Annotated in this window: 23 protein-coding genes; 12 read left to right on the top strand and 11 right to left on the bottom strand. The window is 37.2% G+C overall.

Annotated elements, in window-relative coordinates; all coding sequences use genetic code 11:
• Nucleotides 1–332 precede the first annotated feature (332 nt).
• Nucleotides 333–470, bottom strand: coding sequence for a hypothetical protein (locus M983_RS17390; RefSeq protein ID WP_157091942.1), 138 nt, complete (start codon nucleotides 468–470; stop codon nucleotides 333–335).
• 133 nt (nucleotides 471–603) lie between these two features.
• Between M983_RS17390 and rfaD the strand changes: the two genes are divergently transcribed.
• From rfaD to rfaC, 3 genes are read left to right on the top strand one after another with little or no spacing between them, the layout of a single operon-like run.
• Nucleotides 604–1,542, top strand: a complete 939-nt coding sequence (gene rfaD, locus M983_RS08695) for an ADP-glyceromanno-heptose 6-epimerase (protein WP_066749684.1) — start codon at nucleotides 604–606, stop codon at nucleotides 1,540–1,542.
• A 9-nt stretch (nucleotides 1,543–1,551) separates the two neighbouring features.
• Nucleotides 1,552–2,601: an ADP-heptose--LPS heptosyltransferase RfaF gene (gene rfaF, locus M983_RS08690; protein ID WP_066749683.1), complete on the top strand. Its 1,050-nt coding sequence runs from the start codon at nucleotides 1,552–1,554 to the stop codon at nucleotides 2,599–2,601.
• Nucleotides 2,601–3,560 carry a lipopolysaccharide heptosyltransferase RfaC gene (rfaC, locus tag M983_RS08685; protein ID WP_074388158.1) on the top strand — a complete coding sequence of 320 codons (960 nt, stop codon included), beginning with the start codon at nucleotides 2,601–2,603 and terminating at the stop codon, nucleotides 3,558–3,560. Before rfaF ends, rfaC begins: the two co-directional genes overlap by 1 nt.
• A 16-nt stretch (nucleotides 3,561–3,576) precedes the next feature.
• On the opposite strand, the gene M983_RS08680 is transcribed toward rfaC, so the two are convergent.
• Nucleotides 3,577–4,650, bottom strand: coding sequence for a glycosyltransferase family 9 protein (locus M983_RS08680; protein WP_066749682.1), 1,074 nt, complete (start codon nucleotides 4,648–4,650; stop codon nucleotides 3,577–3,579).
• A gap of 1 nt (nucleotide 4,651) precedes the next feature.
• Nucleotides 4,652–5,614: a polysaccharide deacetylase family protein gene (locus M983_RS08675; RefSeq protein ID WP_066749681.1), complete on the bottom strand. Its 963-nt coding sequence runs from the start codon at nucleotides 5,612–5,614 to the stop codon at nucleotides 4,652–4,654.
• A gap of 155 nt (nucleotides 5,615–5,769) precedes the next feature.
• Here M983_RS08675 and rfaQ point away from each other — a divergent pair, with 155 nt between their 5' ends.
• The 6 genes from rfaQ to coaD all read left to right on the top strand — a co-directional run bounded on the left by rfaQ (nucleotide 5,770) and on the right by coaD (nucleotide 11,692).
• Nucleotides 5,770–6,840, top strand: coding sequence for a putative lipopolysaccharide heptosyltransferase III (rfaQ, locus tag M983_RS08670; protein ID WP_066749698.1), 1,071 nt, complete (start codon nucleotides 5,770–5,772; stop codon nucleotides 6,838–6,840).
• Nucleotides 6,837–7,970 (top strand): glycosyltransferase family 4 protein, encoded by a 1,134-nt coding sequence (locus M983_RS08665; RefSeq protein WP_066749680.1) that lies wholly within the window; start codon nucleotides 6,837–6,839, stop codon nucleotides 7,968–7,970. Before rfaQ ends, M983_RS08665 begins: the two co-directional genes overlap by 4 nt.
• Nucleotides 7,967–9,070 (top strand): glycosyltransferase, encoded by a 1,104-nt coding sequence (locus M983_RS08660; RefSeq protein WP_066749679.1) that lies wholly within the window; start codon nucleotides 7,967–7,969, stop codon nucleotides 9,068–9,070. Before M983_RS08665 ends, M983_RS08660 begins: the two co-directional genes overlap by 4 nt.
• A gap of 87 nt (nucleotides 9,071–9,157) precedes the next feature.
• Entirely contained in the window at nucleotides 9,158–10,435 is a 1,278-nt protein-coding gene (gene waaA, locus M983_RS08655; RefSeq protein WP_066749678.1) for a lipid IV(A) 3-deoxy-D-manno-octulosonic acid transferase, read from the top strand.
• Nucleotides 10,435–11,217, top strand: coding sequence for a glycosyltransferase family 2 protein (locus M983_RS08650; RefSeq protein WP_066749677.1), 783 nt, complete (start codon nucleotides 10,435–10,437; stop codon nucleotides 11,215–11,217). Before waaA ends, M983_RS08650 begins: the two co-directional genes overlap by 1 nt.
• The gene (gene coaD / locus M983_RS08645) at nucleotides 11,204–11,692 is read left to right on the top strand and encodes a pantetheine-phosphate adenylyltransferase (protein ID WP_066749697.1); all 489 of its coding nucleotides are present in this window, start codon (nucleotides 11,204–11,206) and stop codon (nucleotides 11,690–11,692) included. The genes M983_RS08650 and coaD overlap by 14 nt, the downstream gene beginning before the upstream one ends.
• On the opposite strand, the gene mutM is transcribed toward coaD, so the two are convergent.
• Nucleotides 11,689–12,513 (bottom strand): bifunctional DNA-formamidopyrimidine glycosylase/DNA-(apurinic or apyrimidinic site) lyase, encoded by an 825-nt coding sequence (gene mutM, locus M983_RS08640; protein WP_066749676.1) that lies wholly within the window; start codon nucleotides 12,511–12,513, stop codon nucleotides 11,689–11,691. The two genes, coaD and mutM, sit on opposite strands and share 4 nt — an antisense overlap.
• Before the next feature lie 101 nt (nucleotides 12,514–12,614).
• Between mutM and rfaL the strand changes: the two genes are divergently transcribed.
• Nucleotides 12,615–13,868 (top strand): O-antigen ligase RfaL, encoded by a 1,254-nt coding sequence (rfaL, locus tag M983_RS08635; RefSeq protein WP_066749675.1) that lies wholly within the window; start codon nucleotides 12,615–12,617, stop codon nucleotides 13,866–13,868.
• A gap of 5 nt (nucleotides 13,869–13,873) precedes the next feature.
• Here the strand turns inward: rfaL and M983_RS08630 are convergent, their stop codons facing one another.
• From M983_RS08630 to radC, 7 genes are all read right to left on the bottom strand, one after another.
• Nucleotides 13,874–15,043 (bottom strand): glycosyltransferase family 4 protein, encoded by a 1,170-nt coding sequence (locus M983_RS08630; RefSeq protein ID WP_083954580.1) that lies wholly within the window; start codon nucleotides 15,041–15,043, stop codon nucleotides 13,874–13,876.
• A complete protein-coding gene (locus M983_RS08625; protein WP_066749673.1) occupies nucleotides 15,037–16,146 on the bottom strand; it encodes a glycosyltransferase family 4 protein in 1,110 nt (369 codons plus the stop codon). The genes M983_RS08630 and M983_RS08625 overlap by 7 nt, the downstream gene beginning before the upstream one ends.
• A 3-nt stretch (nucleotides 16,147–16,149) precedes the next feature.
• A complete protein-coding gene (locus M983_RS08620) occupies nucleotides 16,150–17,151 on the bottom strand; it encodes a glycosyltransferase family 9 protein (protein ID WP_066749672.1) in 1,002 nt (333 codons plus the stop codon).
• 143 nt (nucleotides 17,152–17,294) lie between these two features.
• Nucleotides 17,295–18,416, bottom strand: a complete 1,122-nt coding sequence (locus M983_RS08615; protein ID WP_066749671.1) for a glycosyltransferase family 4 protein — start codon at nucleotides 18,414–18,416, stop codon at nucleotides 17,295–17,297.
• A gap of 146 nt (nucleotides 18,417–18,562) precedes the next feature.
• Nucleotides 18,563–18,730 carry a 50S ribosomal protein L33 gene (rpmG, locus tag M983_RS08610; RefSeq protein ID WP_004246483.1) on the bottom strand — a complete coding sequence of 56 codons (168 nt, stop codon included), beginning with the start codon at nucleotides 18,728–18,730 and terminating at the stop codon, nucleotides 18,563–18,565.
• An 11-nt stretch (nucleotides 18,731–18,741) separates the two neighbouring features.
• Nucleotides 18,742–18,978 (bottom strand): 50S ribosomal protein L28, encoded by a 237-nt coding sequence (rpmB, locus tag M983_RS08605; protein ID WP_036914542.1) that lies wholly within the window; start codon nucleotides 18,976–18,978, stop codon nucleotides 18,742–18,744.
• A gap of 247 nt (nucleotides 18,979–19,225) precedes the next feature.
• Nucleotides 19,226–19,897: a RadC family protein gene (gene radC, locus M983_RS08600; protein WP_066749670.1), complete on the bottom strand. Its 672-nt coding sequence runs from the start codon at nucleotides 19,895–19,897 to the stop codon at nucleotides 19,226–19,228.
• Nucleotides 19,898–20,241: 344 nt separating this feature from the next.
• On the opposite strand from radC, the gene coaBC reads away from it, so the two are divergent.
• The gene (gene coaBC, locus M983_RS08595) at nucleotides 20,242–21,453 is read left to right on the top strand and encodes a bifunctional phosphopantothenoylcysteine decarboxylase/phosphopantothenate--cysteine ligase CoaBC (RefSeq protein ID WP_066749669.1); all 1,212 of its coding nucleotides are present in this window, start codon (nucleotides 20,242–20,244) and stop codon (nucleotides 21,451–21,453) included.
• The gene (gene dut, locus M983_RS08590) at nucleotides 21,437–21,895 is read left to right on the top strand and encodes a dUTP diphosphatase (protein ID WP_066749668.1); all 459 of its coding nucleotides are present in this window, start codon (nucleotides 21,437–21,439) and stop codon (nucleotides 21,893–21,895) included. The genes coaBC and dut overlap by 17 nt, the downstream gene beginning before the upstream one ends.
• Nucleotides 21,896–21,976: the final 81 nt, after the last annotated feature.

The following is a 21,976-nucleotide window of genomic DNA, read 5'->3' as shown; positions in this document are numbered from 1 at the left end:
ATATATAACAAAAGTAAAATTCATTATTTCTATGTAAAACCCCATACTTGATAGGCAATACCTATGAAACAAGTATTACCGATCGATATAACCGATCTAAGTAGTGATTCAGGAATAATAGAAATAGATTCTTTTTCTTTTTAACTAATTAATAATAAAGGAAAAAATCATTGTTAGTTTAATATTCTAATGCAACTTTATATGTATTTTCCTCTGAATTACAAATCGGGCTATTGCACCCAATTTGCCGAAAAGTCCCACATATTCTTATTAATTATTATATTTTTGTAGATTAACTTTTCGGCTCTTGAATGATATTACCTTACGTATGCTTAACTATATTCAGTACCCGATATATTCAGTGCTTGATAAATTGTGGCTTCACCCAGTTTAAATATCTTGGCTAACTCTCCAATCATTGAACCATTCATTCTACGAAAATAGAAAAATAAATAATGTTGTTTATTCAAGTGGGATCACTATTACACACCATCTTTTATCAGTTTCAGCCTGTTCTTTCACGATGAATACTACCGTTAAGGCTGTTCAGTGTTATTATAGGTACAGAGCTAATTTTTGGATTTTATATGAAGGGGTAGCCACATGATTATCGTCACTGGCGGTGCAGGTTTTATCGGCAGCAATATTGTAAAAGCATTAAATGATGAAGGTTATACCGATATTTTGGTTGTTGATAACCTGAAAGATGGTACAAAATTCCTAAATTTAGTGGATCTTAATATCACTGATTACATGGATAAAGAGGATTTTATTGCCAGTGTTGTTGCAGGTGATGATTTCGGTGATATCGATGCTGTTTTCCATGAAGGTGCCTGCTCATCCACAACGGAATGGGATGGCAAATATATGATGGATAACAACTATCAATATTCTAAAGAGCTACTCCACTATTGTCTTGATCGCCAAATTCCTTTCTTATATGCCTCTTCTGCCGCAACTTATGGTGGACGCACTGATAATTTTATTGAAGAAAGACAGTATGAATCACCACTGAATATTTATGGTTATTCTAAATTCTTATTTGATGAATATGTGCGCCAAATATTACCAGAAGCTAAATCCATGATTTGTGGTTTTCGCTATTTTAATGTTTATGGTCCTCGTGAAGGGCATAAAGGAAGTATGGCAAGTGTCGCATTCCATTTAAATAACCAAGTTAATGCAGGCCAAAATCCTAAATTATTTGAAGGTAGTGAAACTTTCCAACGTGACTTTATTTATGTAGGTGATGTTGCCGCTGTGAATTTATGGTTTTGGCGTAATAATGTTTCAGGAATATTTAATTGTGGTACAGGACAAGCAGAATCATTTAAAGCGGTTGCAGATGCCGTGATTGCTTATCATCATGATAAAGACCTTTCTGTTGAACATATTGAATTTCCAGAAAAACTAAAAGGTCGTTATCAAGCCTTTACTCAAGCTGATCTGACTAAATTACGTAAAGCAGGTTATACCGCGCCATTTAAAACAGTCGCTGAAGGTGTTGAGCTTTATATGCAATGGTTAAATCAAGGTAAGTAATCATTTTTTATGAAAATATTTGTGGTAGGGCCTTCATGGGTCGGGGATATGATGATGTCCCAAAGTCTTTATCGTACACTAAAGGCATTACATCCACAGGCCACTATTGATGTGATGGCACCAACATGGTGCCGTCCATTATTAGAAAAAATGCCAGAAGTCTGTAATGCTATCGCTATGCCACTAGGCCATGGCGCATTAGCTATTGGCGAACGTCGTCGTTTAGGAAAACAATTAAAAGAGAACGGTTATACCCATGCTTATGTATTACCAAACTCTTTTAAATCCGCATTAATCCCTTTCTTTGCTGATATTCCTAAAAGAATAGGTTGGCGAGGTGAAATGCGTTATGGACTACTCAATGATTTACGTCCTTTAGATAAAGACGCATTTCCATTAATGGTCGAGCGTTATGTTGCATTAGCTTATGATAAACAAAGTGTTCATAAAGCAAATGATCTACCTCAACCATTATTGTGGCCAAAATTATCAGTCACTGATAATGATATTACTACCACACTTGAGCAATTTTCTTTATCAACACAGCGCCCTGCTATTGGTTTTTGTCCTGGTGCTGAATTTGGACCAGCAAAACGCTGGCCTCATTATCATTACGCTACATTAGCGCAAAAATTAATTACTGAAAAAGGCTATCAAGTTTTCCTTTTTGGATCTCAAAAAGATAAAGAAGCAGGAGAAGAAATCAAGCAAGCTCTCTCACCACAAGCGCAAAATTTCTGCTTTAATCTTGCGGGTGATACAAGTCTTGAGCAAGCCGTTAATCTTATTGCTTCATGCCATGCTGTCGTCACTAATGACTCAGGATTGATGCATGTTGCGGCAGCTTTAGGTAGGCCATTAGTTGCACTTTATGGCCCAAGTAGCCCTGATTTTACTCCGCCACTGTCTCATAAAGCACGAGTCATTCGTTTAATTACCGGTTATCACAAAGTTCGTAAGGGTGATGCTGAACAAGGCTATCATCAAAGCTTAATTGATATTCAACCTGATAGCGTATTCGCTGAATTAGATACTCTACTTAACGCGGAGCCATCATAGTGAAGCGAGTATTAATTGTTAAAACATCGTCAATGGGTGATGTCTTACATACATTACCTGCATTAACTGATGCACAACTCGCTTATCCTGATATTCGCTTTGATTGGGCAGTAGAAGAAGGTTTTACACAAATTCCTAGCTGGCATCAAGCGGTTGATACAGTGATCCCTGTCGCTATACGTCGTTGGCGTAAGAATTGGTTTAGTGCGCCTATTCGTGCTGAAAGAGCGCAATTTCGTCATACTATTCAAGCAAAACATTATGATGCTGTTATTGATGCCCAAGGCTTACTTAAAAGCGCTTTTTTAGTTACTCGTTACGCTAAAGGAACTAAACATGGCTATTCTCGTCAATCTGCTCGTGAGCCATTAGCCAGTTTGTTTTACAATGTTCGCCATAATGTTAGTAAAAAAATGCATGCCGTTGAGCGTATTCGCCAGCTTTTTGCGTTGAGCTTAAATTATCCCATTCCACATTCTCAAGGAGATTATGGAATTGCTCAGCATTTCCTTACTCTTCCTGCGTTTGATGATCGCCCTTATTTGGTCTTTTTACATTCCACCACTCGTGATGAAAAACACTGGCCAGAAATACATTGGCGAGCGTTAATTTCACAACTTTATGGAACGGGATTACGTATAAAATTACCATGGGGTGCAGAACATGAACATCAGCGCGCACTACGCCTTGCTGAAGGTTTTGACTATGTTGATGTGTTACCTAAAATGTCATTAGCACAAGTCGCTCACGTTATTGCAGGCGCAAAAAGTGTTGTTTCTGTAGATACAGGATTGAGTCATCTAACAGCTGCGTTAGATAAACCTAATATTACCTTGTTTGGCCCTACTGACCCCGGATTAATCGGTGGCTACGGTAAGGCGCAAACAGCAATAACAGCTAAAAATGGGGATATTGGAGAGATACAGGCCAGTGAAATATCTTCATTAATTAATCTATAAATTAAATAATAATGAATTAGTGCTTAATTTTTCGAATTACGGCATTAAATACATCATTGACTGTGATGACATTCATTATTTCTGTTACATCTACATTCTCTATAGGTTCTTTATTTATAATTTCGTGCAGTTCTAAATCTTGATAAGGGCCTGTTGCATCAGGATTTGCTGTTACAAATAAGCTCACTGTAGGGCGTTTTAATGCGATTGCTAGATGTAACGGGCCTGTATCACCCGTCACAAGAACATCCATGATATTAATATGACTTAATAACTCTGGTAATGACGTTTTTCCGATCAAATTTTCTATATTTTTATGATACTTTTTAGGAAGTAGCATAAAAAATTCATCAGATAAATTCTGCTCATGAGGTGCACCAATCAATTTAATTTTTAGTGTTCCATCTCCGTCAATGAGCTTCTCTGTCAATTCTACAAAATTATTAACAGCCCATTTTCTTTCTGGTGTTGATGTTCCCATCTGAAAGCCAATAATATTATTATCATCTTTCGATAATTGCGCAATTTTACAAGGAAGCGACATTTCAGTATTGGTACTTTCAATGCCTAAATAACGGATAAGATCTAATTTAGATTGAATAATATGGCCTGAGGAAGGGACATGATCAGCTACAAGCCACTTCGTAAACCATTGTGGAATTTCATGAAACGTTTTCCGTAAAATATAATGGCAACCAGACATAACTGCGAGCAAAACATCGTAAGGTAAATGCGAGTGTAGAATAACTGCCACTTCGGGCTTATATTTTTTGGCTTGTAAAGCAACAGGGAGCAAATTTCTTATTTTATTATCCCAATAAATTACGCTATCAACCTGGTCATAATTTTCTACAAGTAATTTATTTTTTACACTAGAGATTAGAGTAATATGAGCATGCGGATAATGGGCACGAATAGCATTAATGGCTGGGGTATTGAACATAAAATCCCCCAGTGCTGTTGTTGAAAAAATCAGAATACTTTTAAATTGAATATCTGATGAAAATGTCTGTGTATTTTTCATATTCCCTAAAAGAGGATTATAGATATTCAGAAAATTATGTACCCATTTTAATTTCTTCAACTTCATTTTATTTTCTCTGTTTCTTCGTTTGATAATATTCAGCTAAAGTCATTCCTTGCACTTTATCTGACAAAAAGCTAAATAAAACTTCTAAATCATTATATAACCCTTCAATATCTTTTTCAGTTCTAAAGGTTGGGCTACCACCTGGCATAAATTCAGATGAATGAAGCATAAATTCAATATGAGAATGCCCTTGAGATAGCGATTTTTTAGCTACCTCTATCATCTGTTGTGCATTGCCACCTTTAGGTCTTAACCAATTAACAGAGGGCCCACGTTGTTTTCCTCTTAATTTGTCATACCCTTGTTTTATTGTATTCATTAGATAAGAGTGTTTATATTCAATACTCATGGGCACTTCTAACAAAGTTGAATTACCTATTTTACTGATATCATTTAAATCTATAAAATAGGCATTACTTGGAAAGTGAGTATAATCTGTACCACCTGATTGTGCAGGATCACCCTTAGTAAAACGCCAATCAACTTTAGGTGTAACAGAACAGTCAACTTGATAGCCAAATTCAACTAAAAGTTGAGCATAAGTTTCATTAAATGCCCAACGACCGGCTCGATGACTTAACATTTTTGTTTGTAGCTTGTTTTCAAGTAAATCTGTCATTAATGCGATTTTTTCTCGCATTTGAGCTTTGGGATATTCAATCAAATAAGGTTGATAGTGTAAGTCATTATCTGTTAATGGTACTAGAGGTGGACTATTCCAAGCGTGTAAATGCATACCAATTTCGCCAGTGTTACGAGCAATAACATCACGGGCGAATTCGATATAGGCATCATCAATTGCCATTTCATAATTGGTTAACCATACTGGCTTAAAATTGAAGCGTTCACAAAGTTGCTGAAAACGGGGTAAAAAGTGTGTGTTTTGCGTTGTAATTTCACTTTCATTTTCCCAAAGATTATCGCCTTCAGTATCTAATGTGATAATAAATGCTGGTTTTTTCATGGATACCTTGCCAATTATGGATAATCGATTAATAACCTACTTTAAAACATGGTACGCAACAGAAAACATCAATTCAATCAATATATCAGGTATGATAGATGCCTTCTGTCGATTTGTTTACAATCAGAGTCTTTGAACTGAAGCAAAAAATAATTATGAATAAACAAAATCAATCATATAATCGAATTTTAGTTATTAAACTCCAGCATCATGGGGATATGTTACTAACAACGCCAGTGATACATTCATTAAAGGCGACATATCCTAATGCGATGATTGATGTTTTATTATATAAAGAAACGCTTCCTATGCTTCAAAACAATCCATCAATAAATAATATTTTTTATCTCGATAGGAATTGGAAATCTCAAGGCAAATTATATCGCTTAAAAAAAGAGTGGCAACTAGGTCGAAGATTACAAAAACAACAATATGACTTAGTGATTAACCTTGCAGATCAATGGAAAGCCGCCATATTTGGCCTAATAACGAAAGCACCTGTACGTTTAGGCTTTGAATTTGAAAAACGTAAGAACAGTCAGTTTTGGAAAAAATGTCACAATGTTATTGTGCCAACTGATAATCATTGGAAATGGCATACTGTAGAACAGAATCTAAGTATACTCACACCTCTTAATATAGAAAAATTAGCAGATGTGAACATGAGTTACCATAGCTCAGACCAACAATGGCTAGAAAATAAAATAAAAGAATTTTCTCTCACCCAAGGCTATATCGTTATTCAACCAACCTCTCGTTGGTTTTTTAAATGCTGGGATGAAGATAAAATGGCAAAATTAATAACTCTTCTTCAACAAGATGGACATTCTATTGTCTTAACAGCAGGCCCTGAAGAAAAAGAGTTAGAAATGATAAATACAATTTTGATGCAATGCCCTGACAAAGACAAAATTAAGGTATTAGCAGGCCAAACTACATTGCCTCAGCTTGCCGCCTTAATAGACAATGCAAAACTCTTTATTGGCGTTGATTCTGTTGCAATGCATATGTCTGCCGCACTAAAAACACCGTTAATTGCACTCTTTGGTCCATCAAAATTAGAACATTGGCATCCTTGGCAAGCTATAGGTGAAACAATTTGGGCGGGTGATTACATGGAGATTCCACATCCCGATAATATTAAAACCGATACTCAACAACGCTATCTCTCCGCCATTCCAATTGATGCGGTCTACCAAGCCGCAAAAAGGTATTTATCTTCATGAACACACCATTACGATTAGCTATTGTTAGACAAAAATACCGTCCTGATGGTGGCGCTGAGCGTTTTATTTCCCGTGCTTTAGATGCGTTGTCCAATGATGATCTAGAGCTTAATGTTATTACTCGACAATGGTTAGGTGATATAAATCCTGATTGGCATATACATCTATGTAATCCTAAAAAATATGGCAGGATAAGTCGCGAATCAGGCTTTGCTAAAGCAGCTAAAGCCTGCTGGCAAGAAAATCATTTTGATCTCGTTCAAAGCCATGAACGTATTGCAGGATGTGATATTTTTCGTGCTGGTGACGGCGTACATCGTCGATGGTTATTACAACGGCAGAAAATTCTACCTAATTGGAAAGGGCGTTGGTTATTTTATGATAGATATCATCGCTATGTAATGAATGCAGAAAAACAAATGTATGCTGATCCTGCATTAAAAAAAGTGATTTGTAATTCGCACATGGTCAAACAGGAAATTATTGAAGATTTTGGTGTCTCAGCTGACAAAATTGACGTTATCTATAATGCTATTGATCATAATGCTTTTGTACCTGCGACAAATACGCAAAAGCGTGCATTAAAAACACACTATAATATTCCACAAGACACTCCATGTTTTATTTATGTAGGTTCAGGATTTGAAAGAAAAGGATTGGCAGCAGCTATTTCAGCCATAGCGAATACACAGGCTTTATTATTAGTTGTAGGCACTGATAAGAACCAACGAAAATATGAACAACTTGCTAATCAATTAGGGTGTAGTCAGCGTATTTTCTTTCTAGGTATGCAAAAAAAGACGCTTGATTTTTACCAAATGGCTGATGCATTGTTACTACCAACCCTTTATGACCCTTTTCCTAATGTTATTCTTGAGGCATTATCTTGTGGTCTGCCAGTAATAACATCTACCACTTGTGGCGGCGCTGAATTTATTAAAAACGGCCAAAATGGATTTGTTTGTGATGCATTAGATATTTCAGCAATCACTGATTCCATAACCCGTATTCCTCAAAATTCAGCATGGGCTGATATGTCACGTATAGCGAGAGAGACGATTCTCCCTTATACACCTCAGCGATTATCAAGCGAACTTATTGCACTTTATAAACGGATATTATCCCTGTGAACCAAAAGCATATACTTTTTATTATTGATGGACTACCTGGTGGAGGGGCTGAAAATGTCACTCTCAGGCTTGCCAATGGCTTTTATCAAGCAGGATATCAAGTGACATTACTTTCTCTAGATAAGAAGCTTGCTTATGAGCTACCCGATTATATTAATTATATTGTTGATCAAGACGCTTATCGTGGCATATTTAGAAAGCTCACGGAGATCTCTCGCAGGGCAAAATCACTTGATAGCGTTTTAGAGCAGCTTTTTATCGATAAAGGTATTCCTGAATTAGTGCTTTCTAATTTACATAAAACAGATCGTATTGTTTCTCGTTCAAAAAAACTTGCTACATGCAATGTGTGGTATTGCATCCATGGTATTTACTCTCAATCTTATTTAGGAAATAAATCTGGCTTTTCTTATTGGCTTAAAAAAAATAAAATTAAGCATGTCTATAAAAATAAAAAGCTAGTTTGCGTTTCCAATGCAGTAAAAGATGACTTAATCAATACTATTGATATTCATGCCCATCAATTGAAAACGATTTATAACCCTTTTAATACGACAGAAATACAACAAAAAGCGCTTCAGCCGAATCCATTTTCACAACAAGATTATATATTACATGTCGGTCGGCTACATGAAGTAAAAAGACAAGACAGACTTATTGAGGCCTTCTCAAAAGCGAACTTACCTTGCCAATTAATTATTTTAGGGGAAGGGACACCTGCGATTAAACAAAGACTTGAAGAACAAATCATACAGCTTAACTTAACTGAAAAAGTGAAGCTTGCAGGCTTTATATCTAATCCACTTCCGGTCATCAAAAATGCGAAAGTTGTTGCATTAAGTTCAGATAGTGAAGGATTACCTACTGTATTAATTGAAGCGTTGATTTGTGGAACACCGATTGCAAGTACTCGTTGCCCTGGCGGTGTGAGTGAAATAATGACTGACGAATTAGCAAATTACCTTTCTGATATGAATGTTGATTCTCTAGCTGAAAAACTGCGACTTGCTTACTATTCACCACCTGAGATATTGCCGTCCTCGTATTCAAAATTTGAATTAAATCATATTTTAAAGCAGTATATCGCTTTAATTCCTTAATCCGCCATCGCGCCAACTTGTTTTACACACTTTCCACCGCACAGTGTGATACTATAGGCCTTCGTCCAGATAAGTGAATTTGATAGCATGTTGTTGCGTTTATATCAGGTACTTCTTTACCTTATTCAACCTCTGATTTGGCTACGTCTTTTGCTACGTAGCCGTAAAGCACCAGCCTACCGTAAACGGTGGGCAGAGCGCTATGGCTTTTGCAAAGGCAAAGTCGCGCCTAATGGTATATTACTCCATTCAGTTTCCGTTGGTGAAACTCTTGCTGCCGTGCCTCTAGTTCGTGCGTTACGCCATCATTATCCTGATTTGCCTATTACCGTCACAACCATGACACCAACAGGCTCTGAGCGCGTACTTTCAGCATTTGGTGATGATGTTTATCACGTTTATCTTCCTTATGATTTGCCGGGTTCTATTTATCGTTTTCTTAATACTGTGGATCCGAAATTAGTTATCATTATGGAAACAGAACTTTGGCCTAATCTGATTTTACAGCTTCATCGCCGTAAAATACCGTTAATTATTGCTAACGCGCGATTATCAGAACGTTCTGCTGCGGGATATCAAAAGCTAGGTCATTTTGTCAAAAATATACTGAGAAAAATTACCTTAATTGCGGCACAAAATCAGGAAGATGGGGATCGTTTTATTGAACTGGGTTTAAAGCGTTCGCATTTACATGTCACGGGTAGCTTAAAATTTGATATTTCCGTCACACCAGAATTAGCAGCTAGAGCTGTGGCATTACGTCGCCAATGGGCTGCTCATCGACCTGTTTGGATTGCAACAAGTACTCATGAAGGTGAAGAAGCGATTATCTTAGAGTCTCATAAAAAACTTCTGGCTCAATTTCCTCACTTACTGCTTATTCTCGTACCTCGACATCCTGAACGTTTTGCTAAAGCAGAACAACTCACTCAAGAAGCAGCGCTAACATACGTTTTACGTAGTGCTGATACTATTCCTGATGCTCAAACCCAAGTCGTTATTGGCGATACAATGGGTGAATTAATGTTGCTATACGGAATTGCTGATCTCGCGTTTGTGGGTGGCAGCCTCGTTGAACGAGGCGGGCATAATCCACTTGAAGCAGCCGCGCATGCCATTCCTGTTCTTATGGGTCCACATACCTTTAATTTCAAAAATATCTGCGCTAAATTAGATCAAGCAGAAGGTCTTATCACAATAACGGATAGCGATTCGCTAGTCAGCGCTGTTGCCTCTTTACTTAATGATGAAGATTATCGTCGCTATTATGGACGTCATGCTGTTGAGGTTCTTCATGAGAACCAGGGGGCATTATTGCGCTTACTCACGCTACTCTCCCCTTATTTACCACCACGGAGCCACTAATGAGTTCACGTCAACGTCTTTCTGTGGTGATGATAAGTAAAAATGTAGCAGATGTCATCGGTGAATGTTTAGACTCTGTACAATGGGCTGATGAAATTATTGTATTAGACTCCGGTAGCCAAGATGACACATGCAAAATCGCAAAACAAAAAGGCGCTCACGTTTTTGTAAACGAAAATTGGCCTGGGTTTGGAAAGCAGCGCCAGTTAGCACAAAAATATGCGACATGTGACTATATCTTTATGATTGATTGTGATGAACGGGTAACCACAGAATTAAAATTAAGTATTGAAAAAACACTTAAACAATCAAACGATAACGTAGTTTACAACTGTGCTCGACGTAACTTATTTATGGGTCGCTTTATGAAACACAGTGGCTGGTATCCAGATAAAGTCACCCGTTTATATGCACGAGAACATTATCAATATAATGATAATTTAGTACATGAATCATTAGAAACGCATAATGCCACGGTAAAAACATTACAAGGTGATCTTCTTCACCTAACTTGCCGTGACTTAATGGAATTTCAGCAAAAACAGCTAAGATATGCCACTGTTTGGGCTCAAGAACGTCATCAGCAAGGCAAAACAACAAGTTACTGCTCAATCTTAACGCATAGTTTAGGTGCCTTTTTCAAAACATGGTTACTCAGAAAAGGTTTTCTCGATGGAAAACAAGGTTTGCTGTTGGCATTAGTGAATACACAGTATACCTTTAATAAGTATGCCTCATTATGGGAACTTAGCCAAAAGAAGCGAAATGATGAAAAAAAATAAAGCCATCTATCCAGGAACCTTTGATCCAATCACCTTTGGTCATATTGATATTTTAACTCGTGCTGCGGGTATGTTTGATACAGTATTATTAGCAATAGCAGAAAGCGAACGTAAAAACCCAATGTTCTCGTTAGAAGAACGTGTAACGTTAGCAAAAGAAGTCACCAATCATTTAGACAATGTTGAAGTGATTGGTTTCTCACAACTTATGGCAAATTTTGCAAAAGAACAACAAGCGACTATTCTTATTCGTGGAGTACGTTCTGTTTCTGATTTTGAATATGAGTGGCAGCTCGCCAATATGAACCGCCATTTTGCACCCGATTTAGACAGCGTTTTTTTATTACCGTCTCAAAGCTTATCTTTTGTCTCTTCATCATTAATTAAAGATGTTGCCCGTCATGATGGCGATATATCAACCTTTTTACCGGATATGGTCACTGATGCAATGCTAAAAAAATTAGGTAAAATCTAATTTTCACTCTCACCGTGTTGGCAATGTCTACAAAAAAAAGTACTACGTTGCCCTTGTTTAATACTTTCGATCGTATTACCACAAATTAAACAAGGCTTATCTTTTCTTCCATAAACAAACAATTCTTGAGCAAAATAACCTGGCTTGCCATCAGATTGTAGAAAATCTTTTAATGTAGTTCCCCCTTGCTCAATAGAACGTGCTAAAACTTTTTTAATAGCATTCACTAAAATAGTACACTCATCTTGCGTCAAACTATTTGCTTTTCTGTCTGGCATAATGGCTGATGAAAAAAGAGCCTCATTAGCATAAATATTCCCCACACCCACTACCAATTTGTTATCCATTAACCAAGGTTTGATTGCTACTGATTTATGACGTGATTTTTGATACAGATATTCTGCATTAAATTCATCACAGAGAGGTTCAGGGCCTAAATGTGCTAATACAGAGCTTGTTTCTAAATCTTCACACCATAGCCATGCACCAAAGCGCCTAGGGTCTGTATAACGCAGTACTTTGCCATCTCTAAAAATTAAATCGACATGGTCGTGTTTTTCTTCAGGTTGTTCTTCTAATAAAATTCTGAGACTCCCCGACATGCCTAAATGAATAATAATCCATCCTTTATTAAGCTCGATTAATAAATATTTAGCACGACGCTGAACACTTAAAATAGGTTCATCAAGTAATGTTTTAATTTTTTCCGAAACAGGCCAACGTAACTTACTGTTGCGCACAATCGCATAATGTAAAACATTCCCTACAAGATGAGGCTCAATACCTCTACGACTCGTTTCAACTTCAGGTAATTCAGGCACTGTTGCCCTCCCTTTCTTTAATATAGAGAATTACAGCGATAACATCATTTTTATTGTATGATCAGCAACCTCATAAAATTATAGAGCGATGGCAGATTATTATGATGTTGTTTAAAGACTATAGTAAAAAATCCCTTTGGAATTTATCCATTATTGGACTTTATATTATATTGATCTACTTACCAGATATCACTCGCTATAAAAACATTGTCATGGGATTAATTGGAGCGACCGCCCTTTGGTATGTTATACGTGATTTTCGTGCTGTTTACCGAATTTTTAAAAATAATCTGTCATTATCACTACTATTATTATTATTGGCGGTGAGTTATTCAATATTGATTTCTGTTGAGCCTAGCATCAGCATTAAAGAAATTAATAAACCCATATTAAATGGCTTATTGTTATTCTCACTTACCTTTCCTATTGTACTTTACCAAGAAAAACCGACAGATATAGCTAAAATGGTAATAGTTGCCTTTGCTGTGGGCTTACTTGTGCTGATGGCAAAAGATTTAATACAATATTATCTTGAATACCAAGAAAATATTTTACCTTTCACTCCAGTAAGCCAATTAAAGCATAGAGAAATTTCTTACGGTTTATTATTTTTCTTTCCTATTATTCTTAGTGTGTGGGCATTAAAAAAACGTCATTCTTTCGTTAACTGGCTATTATTAGCTTTTGTTGGTTTACTTTTTTTTGCTTGTATTTTAGGTACATTAGCACGTGGTGCGTGGTTTGCATTAGCGCTAAGTACATTACTCATTTTAATTATTAATCGCCAATGGCTATTAATGCTGATTGGCTTGATTATTAGCGCGCTTTTATTTATATCTGCAACACAATTACCAACCAATCAATTAGTAAGTAAATTTCTTCAACATAAACTCACGCAAACGAATAGCGGATTACGGTTTGATAATGGTACGCAAGGTTCAGCACTTGATCTTATTTTAGAGAACCCGATTAAAGGTTATGGTTACGGTAATCGCCTATACCATCATGTTTATAATGAACGCGTAGCAGACCATCCAAATTGGGTATTTAAAGAATCCATCGGCCCTCATAATAGCTTCTTAGCCTTTTGGTTTGCGGGTGGTATTTTAGGGTTACTGGGTATTCTCTATTTTTGTATTTCTTTTGTTGCTCAAAGCATCATCTTAATGAGAAAAAACCAACAACTAATAAGACAAACCGCCTTAATAGTAATGATGTCATTTTTAGGTATGTACGTATTTCGGGGATTATTTGAAAATGCCTACATTAATCAAGTGGGGATTTTGGTGGGCTTATTATTGGCGCTACGGTATTCACTGTTAACCCACCCAATAACACCAGAAAAAACAGCGTAATAAACTTATTTAGTGAGTTTTAGCATTGTTTCTATAATCACTTCAGCCCGTTTATCCCAGTTGTAATAATTCTCAACTAATGAACGGGCATGTGCTGTTTTTTCAGTAGCTCTCTGTTCATTTTCTCTCAAGAAGATTATTTGTTTAGCAAAACTTTGTGCATCGCCACTATCAGCAAAACTCACGGCTTTTTCATCTACCACATCACGAATAGAAGGAAAATCTGAAATCACTACAGGCTTACCCATCGCCATATATTCAAATAATTTTAGAGGCGATGTATAACGACTTCCTATACTCGTAAGCGTTAAAGGTAAAACACAAATATCGTGCTGAGCAATGGCAGAAAATCGTTGTTTAGGGTCAATAAAGCCAAGAAAATTCACTTTATCAATTACATCCATTTCTTGAGCCAATAATGTTAATCCCGCGATTTGTTCTAATGTTCCCCCTGCAATATTTAACCTTGCGTTATCAAGGTACTTCATTGCACGCATCATTGTGGGTATTCCTTTCCACTTATGCAAGCTACCAAGATAAAGCACTTCAGTAACGGCTTTAGGAGACGGCGTTAATTTGATATCACACTGCGCAACAGCATGAAGATCAACACCATCAGGAACAACAGTAATAGGCGTATTAACTTGATATTGCGATAAAATATCTTCACGTAATAATGTGGTTAAAACAAAAATACCCGTCGCCTTGCTATAAACCTGTTTCTCCATTTTTAATAATTTATGATATTTAACTCGATTTCGCTTATTTTCAAATGAATGAGATTCAGCAAATGATTGAGCAAAAATTTCATGACTTTCAAAAAAGAGAGGAATATCGGGGTAACGTTCTGAGAGGTAACATGCCAATTTTAAATTACGGGTAAATAATGCATCAACAGCGTTTTGCTTTAGCCAACGCGCAATTTGTAATGAAAAAAGTTTTTGTGAATTAAAGGGAAAATACCACTTTCGCCGAATATCGCGTAATGAAACAAGGTTTGCATTAGAATGGATGGCTCGACCTAAAATATCGTTATCTTTATAATGTCCTTTCGGTGTCACAAGTGAAACGTGCATGCCTGCTCGAGCAAAAGCATCAACATTTTGTAAAATTTGCAATGATGCAACACGTAAATCAGGGACAGGATAAGGATCAAGATAAGCGATTTTCATAATGATGACGCTAAAGCCTGTAATAAACGTTGTGTTGAATGTTGCCAAGTATAGCAAGATTCTATGCGTAAACGTGCGTTTTCACCCATCATTTTTCCTTTATCTGGTAATCCACGTAGATGATTAATTGCCATAACAATGGCATCAGCATCACCAGGAGTAACTAATAATCCTGCATTGCCTTCATTACCAACAACCTCAGGAATACCACCTATATGACTTGCTATAACGGGCTTAGCACATGCCATAGCTTCTGCAATAGTAATACCAAAAGCCTCATCACCTATACTTGGAAAAATACCGGCATCACAAGCCGCATAAAACTCAGGTAATTTATTATGTTCAATAGGCTCATGAAAGATAATCTGATCAGCAACGCCTTTAATCATGACTTTATTTTTTAATCGAGCTAAATCGTCACCATTACCAATGATAAGAAGTTTAACATCCTCATCACGTAATTGGCTTATCGCATCAATCGCAATATTTAAACCTTTCCATCCAACTAATCGACCCGCAAAGGCGAGTAAAAAAGTGTTTTCACCAACACCTAATTGCTGGCGCAATGACGTAGTCATAGGTTTAAATTTTTCAATATCGACACCATTATAAATGACACGAGGAAATTGTTTAAAATGATGTTGAATTTGCCAAGCATTAAAATGACTACAAGCGACCCATGCCGAAATTTTTTTACCTAATTTGCGATCACCCTTAAAAAAACTTGTACCACCACTCATATAACAAAAACGTGTCACTGATGATTTTGGCATTAAGCGGGGCCAAAAGAAATCAAATGGCTTTGTTAAGATGATCCAATCAAATTTTTGGTCAATGACATCTTGTTTCGCATGGCGAGCAAATGTATAACGCTCAACAATACGGCGAAATCGTCCACCTAAATCAATCACTTTATCTCTTGGCGTATAAGGGTAAGTATGGATCTCAATTTGGCGTCCTTCCAGTTTTTGTCGCACATTTCCCTCGCCCCCATAAAGATGAACCTCGTGTCCAGCATCATGCAATTGCTTTGCCAGTTCCCAAACCGCTGTTTGGATACCGCCATAAGACATTGTGATTGTGACATCAATTAAACCTATCTTCATGGGTTACTCTTTCACCTTCATTTTATTTATTATATGACTAACGGCATTCCACACTTTTTCAACTGAAATATCAGCCATAGTATCTTCACGGCTAGCATTATTTAACGAATTAGGATGTTCAATCACTTGGCAACATGAATGCTGTAAAGGCGCTAAGTAGCATCCAGGATGGAAGCTATGATATAGCGCCACCATTGGAATACCTAGAGCACCCGCTAAATGTGTAGGCCCTGTATCAACCCCAACATATAGCGATAAGTGAGCCATAATGGCGGCATTTTGTCGCATAGAAACACATCCAGCGATGGATAAACATCGCTCTTTGCCTATTGTTTTAGCTAGTGCAGATGCTAACTGTTTACTTTCTTCTCCACCTAATAGCAGAAAATAAGCTTGTTCGTCATGGGCAATAATCTGTTTTGCTAATTGCAAAAAATTTTCTGCAGGCCAATCCCGATAGGCTTTAGCAGGAAAACTTTGTAGCTGAAAACCAATAATCTTCTTATTAATTAATGCATTATCTTTTAAAAATTTTCTAGCAAAAAATTTTTCTTTATCTGTCACCGTATAATGTAAGTGCCAATAAGTAGGATTAATCTCTAATGCATTAACTAATAAGGCTCGTTCTTTTTGCGCAATCATTAGCGTATTAGGGCGAGCCACCCACGTTATTCCCTTTTCATCCAATCCGTTATCTGCAAAAGCGACTGTATGGTGTGATTGGCGACGTGCATAATCAACTAATTCGTGATCATTTCCATACACCAATGCTAAATCATAAGGCTTGTTAGGTAACCAACCTAACCACGTTGCTTTTCTTTTCGAAAAAGCATTAACTCGATAAATATCTGGATTATGGGCAAGAATACAGGCACTACGCTTATGAGCAAATACATGGATACGCGCGTGTGGCCAACGCGTTTTAAGTGCATGTATTGCAGGAGTGATAAGTAATGTATCACCAAAGCGGGCTATTGCTATAACCAATATGTTTTTAGGAACCATACTCTTTTTTTGACTTAAAATGATACATTTGCTTTCTAGACTATACACTAAAAAACATTACAAATATTCATCATTAGAATGAATAAACTGTAAGAAAATTCTACAATAGTGATAATACCCCATAAAAGTGATATTTATCATACTTATCTGTTTTTTGTATTAATCGCTTGAATAAAGATATATTCCATTTTATTCAACATGTTATCTAAACCAAATTTCTCTCTTGCATGTACTAAAGCCGCTTGTCCCATTTCTTCTCTTAATGCTGTTGAACTCATTAATTTAGCAAGATAATTAGTTAAAGTTTCTTGTACTTGAGGCGCGAGTGTAAATCCGGTTTTACCATCTATTACCGCTTCACTAATTGCACCGACTGTCGTCGAAATGACAGGTAAACCGCATGCCATCGCTTGCATAATCCCTTGAGGCACGCCTTCATTACCAAAAGAAGGTAGTGCGAAGAGATCCATTGCATTTAAGCAATCAGGCACATCAGTACGATTCCCTAAAAAGAAAATATGCTCTTCTAAACCAGCCTCTTTAACCATAGGGACTAAATTTTTACGCTGAGGACCATCACCAACAAAAACAAGCTGCCATTCAGGATATTGTTGATGCAATATTTTCCACGCTTCAACCAAATATTTATGCCCTTTCCAAACTCTCATGGTGGCCACAATACCTAAGGTGGGCTTATTAGGAAGCCCTATTTTTTCTCTAGCCCGTTGCTTTTCTTGTGGAGAAAATCGTTGCAAATCAATACCTGTTGGTACTGATGTCATTTTCTCAAGCGGAAAACGATTATGTTGATGTAATGTTTCTCTTAGTTTTTCACCTGTTGTCACGATATGTGAGCTAGAGGAGAGATAGAGCCAACGAGTAGGCAATGAACGAGAAACATCAGTAGAAACATGGCGTGTACGTACAATAGGAGGTGTATGGCGCAATGTTGCACAAGAAACAGCAACAAGCCAAGCATCTGTAGAACTGTGGGTATTAATAATATCAAACTGGTGATGATGTTGTTTTAACCAACGTCTCATTGCAGTTAATGCAGCATAACGTTTTTTTTCAATGGGAAGAGTAATAACATCAATACCATACTCAGATGCCACTTTTGCAATTTGCGAATTTGGGCAACAAACTAAGGACACTTTATGTCCTCGACGGATCATTCCCTGAGATTCTGTCAGAATACGAATTTCCTGACCACCCCAACCACACGAAGACTCTGTATGTAATATTGACAGCATCGACTCACTCATCGCAATCCATTCACCTGATGACTAAAAGGATATTAGTATAACGAAAGTATGAGTGAATAGCATAATAGCTTTACTTCTTTATACTTAGCTTACTCTATATAATAAAAAACCCGACACGAAGGTCGGGTTTTTTAAGAAGACTGAAATTATTTAATTTTAGCTTCTTTATAAGTCACATGCTGGCGAACAACTGGATCGAATTTTTTCATTTCCAGTTTTTCTGGCATAGTGCGTTTGTTCTTCGTAGTGGTATAGAAGTGACCTGTACCAGCAGAAGAGACGAGTTTAATTTTCTCGCGAATACCTTTAGCCATTTTTCAGCTCCTTAGAACTTCTCACCACGGGCACGTAGATCTGCTAATACAGATTCGATGCCTTTTTTATCAATCACACGCATACCTTTAGCAGATACACGCAGAGTTACGAAACGTTTCTCAGACTCAACCCAGAAACGGTGAGAGTGCAGGTTTGGCAGAAAACGGCGTTTAGTCGCGTTTAATGCGTGAGAGCGGTTGTTTCCACTCACAGGACGCTTGCCGGTAACTTGGCAGACTCGGGACATGTCTATTCTCCAAAAATCTAATCAGCTCGAGCTTTAGTATCAGGTTTGGCCGCCTCGTCAGGCTTTGGAGCCCATCTCAGCAACTTTTAACGAACGAAAAACTGTGTAATCACCTCAGAAAAAACTTGCTGAGATAGGCTCTTCTCGCCAAACCCAAGATCCTCAAAGGTGGCGTAGTATACGCCCAATGGCGCCAACGCTCAAGACCCGTACAAATAAAGATTGACAATTATTGCAAAAATATTAGCTATAACCAACCTCTTTCAGCGAAAGAAACACAGTTCTCATGCCCAATAACAAGGTGATCGAGTACATTTACTCCCACTAATTGGCATGCACTAAAAATTTTTTCAGTTAATTGCTTATCAGCAAGACTGGGTTCTGAGATGCCAGAAGGATGATTATGGGCAAGAATAATCGAAGTTGCATTCTTTTTTATTGATTGACGCACAATTTCTCTTGGATGAACTTCTACCCGATTAATTGTTCCTTTAAACATTTCTTCAAAATCAATAAGTTGGTTTTGATTATCAAGAAATAAAACAATAAATACTTCTCTATCACGCCAACTTAATAATTTTTGTAAGTAAAATTTAGTGTCGTCTGAGGATGAAAGGACATTTTTATGCATAAATTGCGTTTTAGAGAATCGCTGAGACATTTCATTAATTGCTTGTAACTGTGTGAATTTACCAATACCTATTCCTTTAAAACGTCCCAAAGTTTCATAATCAGCATTAATAACATGGTAAAGAGAGCCACACTCTTTGAGCAAAAAATCAGCAAGTTCAAAAACTGATTTTTCATAAGTCCCTGTTCGTAAAAAAATGGCAAGTAACTCAATGTCTGTGAGGGCTTCTGCTCCATAAAGTACAAGTTTTTCTCTTGGTAAAAGAGTGTTGATAGATTGATTCTCCATCCTTGGTACTCCTTATCTTATTGAACTGTATTCATATTTATTATTTTTGCTATAAATTATCACTACAATATTCAGCTTATTTTTTATGTATATACTTATAAAACAAATCTCTCTAAATACGGTATAAAGAAACATCATTATAAAATAATCACAAAACAACTGTTGTTTTATACAGGTTAATTACTATAGACTGCACATATTGTATAAAAAAGTGATTAAAAATAATTCTGCGAGATAAACCACAAGAATTTATTTTATAAAACATTGCATTACATTGAATTCTTAATTCAGTAATACCTTGTGGTAAAATGCGGGTAATTGTTTATGTACTTAGGCATTTGGTCATGAATACACTTCACGAAAAAAAAATAATTCTTGGTATTAGTGGTGGTATTGCAGCCTATAAGGCCCCTGAATTAGTACGACGTTTACGCGATCAGGGTGCGATTGTGCGTGTCGTGATGACGCCTGCAGCACGGGCTTTTGTTACCCCGCTTTCATTACAAGCTGTTTCAGGTTTTCCTGTTGCCGATGATTTGCTTGATCCCGCAGCTGAAGCCGCAATGGGACATATTGAACTAGGTAAATGGGCTGATTTAATTCTACTTGCGCCTGCTACTGCAGATTTAATCGCTCGCTTACGCGTGGGAATGGCTAATGATTTATTAACAACTCTTTGTTTAGCAAGTACAGCCCCCATTGCCATTGCACCTGCAATGAATCAACAAATGTATAGAGCAACAATCACGCAAGAAAATATATCAGCATTGAAACAAAGAGGTTGCCTTATTTGGGGACCTGACTCCGGTAGCCAAGCTTGTGGTGACATAGGACCAGGAAGAATGCTTGACCCTCTTAGCTTAGTTTCTTTAGCACAAGCGTTATTTACCACAAAATCTCAGGATCTACTGGGTAAAAAAATAACGATTACAGCAGGACCTACTCGTGAAGCATTAGATCCAGTACGTTTTATTAGCAACCATAGCTCAGGAAAGATGGGCTTTGCCATTGCACAAGCCGCCGCCGAACGAGGCGCAAAAGTAACGCTTATTTCAGGGCCAGTCACATTACCGACACCTCCTTGTGTTAAACGTATTGATATCGAAAGTGCGCAAGAAATGTATGACCAAGTAATGACTTTAGCTCCTTCACAAGATATTTTTATTGGTTGTGCTGCAGTTGCTGATTATCGCGCTAAATTCATCGCTGCTGAAAAAATAAAAAAACAAGGTGATGAAGTCACTATCACTATGATAAAAAATCCCGATATTGTTGCTAGTGTCGGAAAAATGAAAGAGCATCGCCCTTTTGTTGTCGGATTTGCAGCCGAAACACAAAATGTGGAAGAATACGCCCGCAAAAAACGCGAGCAAAAACAACTCGATTTAGTCTGTGCTAATGATGTTTCACTAAAAGACCGTGGTTTTAATAGTGATAATAATGCATTACACCTTTTCTGGGCTGATGGTGAAACACGTTTACCATACTGTAGTAAAATAGAACTGAGTCATCGCCTACTTGACGAGATAGCCAAACATTATGATGAAAAAAATTGACGTTAAAATTCTTGATGCGCGTATTGGTCAAGAATATCCACTACCTGCTTATGCAACAACAGGCTCTGCTGGTTTAGATTTACGTGCTTGCTTAGATGCACCACTTAAACTCGAGCCAGGACAAACTGAATTACTGCCAACAGGTCTTGCTGTTCATATTGCAGATGAAGGCTTAGCAGCAATGGTGCTTCCTCGTTCAGGCCTAGGACATAAACATGGCGTTGTTCTTGGTAATTTAGTTGGATTAATTGATTCTGATTACCAAGGTCAATTAATGGTGTCAGTTTGGAATCGTGGTCAACAAGCCTTCATCATTGAACCCGGCGAGCGTATTGCTCAAATGGTTATTGTGCCTGTTGTCCAAGCCGAATTTAATATTGTTGAAGATTTTACTGCGACGGAACGTGGTAGTGGTGGTTTTGGTCACTCCGGCCGCCAATAGTATCATCAAATTACATTAATAATATCAATCTCCCTTTGCTCTTAAAATAGAGCAAAGGTTTACTGATTTGTTTTGCTTTTA

The organism is Proteus myxofaciens ATCC 19692 (assembly GCF_001654855.1).
GTDB classification, from domain to species: Bacteria; Pseudomonadota; Gammaproteobacteria; order Enterobacterales; family Enterobacteriaceae; genus Proteus; species Proteus myxofaciens.
This window is presented reverse-complemented; position numbering and strand designations above follow the sequence as displayed.

Bases quoted from the DNA above. Each gene is read 5' to 3' on its own strand.
- waaA (WP_066749678.1), top strand. From the start codon at position 9,158: ATGTTGTTGCGTTTATATCAGGTACTTCTTTACCTTATTCAACCTCTG.
- rpmB (WP_036914542.1), bottom strand. From the start codon at position 18,978: ATGTCCCGAGTCTGCCAAGTTACCGGCAAGCGTCCTGTGAGTGGAAAC.
- coaBC (WP_066749669.1), top strand. From the start codon at position 20,242: ATGAATACACTTCACGAAAAAAAAATAATTCTTGGTATTAGTGGTGGT.
- M983_RS08680 (WP_066749682.1), bottom strand. From the start codon at position 4,650: ATGAAGTTGAAGAAATTAAAATGGGTACATAATTTTCTGAATATCTAT.
- M983_RS08625 (WP_066749673.1), bottom strand. From the start codon at position 16,146: ATGAAGATAGGTTTAATTGATGTCACAATCACAATGTCTTATGGCGGT.
- rfaD (WP_066749684.1), top strand. From the start codon at position 604: ATGATTATCGTCACTGGCGGTGCAGGTTTTATCGGCAGCAATATTGTA.
- rpmG (WP_004246483.1), bottom strand. From the start codon at position 18,730: ATGGCTAAAGGTATTCGCGAGAAAATTAAACTCGTCTCTTCTGCTGGT.
- rfaL (WP_066749675.1), top strand. From the start codon at position 12,615: ATGATGTTGTTTAAAGACTATAGTAAAAAATCCCTTTGGAATTTATCC.
- M983_RS08675 (WP_066749681.1), bottom strand. From the start codon at position 5,614: ATGAAAAAACCAGCATTTATTATCACATTAGATACTGAAGGCGATAAT.
- M983_RS08665 (WP_066749680.1), top strand. From the start codon at position 6,837: ATGAACACACCATTACGATTAGCTATTGTTAGACAAAAATACCGTCCT.
- M983_RS08615 (WP_066749671.1), bottom strand. From the start codon at position 18,416: ATGAGTGAGTCGATGCTGTCAATATTACATACAGAGTCTTCGTGTGGT.
- M983_RS08620 (WP_066749672.1), bottom strand. From the start codon at position 17,151: ATGGTTCCTAAAAACATATTGGTTATAGCAATAGCCCGCTTTGGTGAT.
- rfaQ (WP_066749698.1), top strand. From the start codon at position 5,770: ATGAATAAACAAAATCAATCATATAATCGAATTTTAGTTATTAAACTC.
- radC (WP_066749670.1), bottom strand. From the start codon at position 19,897: ATGGAGAATCAATCTATCAACACTCTTTTACCAAGAGAAAAACTTGTA.
- rfaF (WP_066749683.1), top strand. From the start codon at position 1,552: ATGAAAATATTTGTGGTAGGGCCTTCATGGGTCGGGGATATGATGATG.
- coaD (WP_066749697.1), top strand. From the start codon at position 11,204: ATGAAAAAAAATAAAGCCATCTATCCAGGAACCTTTGATCCAATCACC.
- dut (WP_066749668.1), top strand. From the start codon at position 21,437: ATGATGAAAAAAATTGACGTTAAAATTCTTGATGCGCGTATTGGTCAA.
- M983_RS08650 (WP_066749677.1), top strand. From the start codon at position 10,435: ATGAGTTCACGTCAACGTCTTTCTGTGGTGATGATAAGTAAAAATGTA.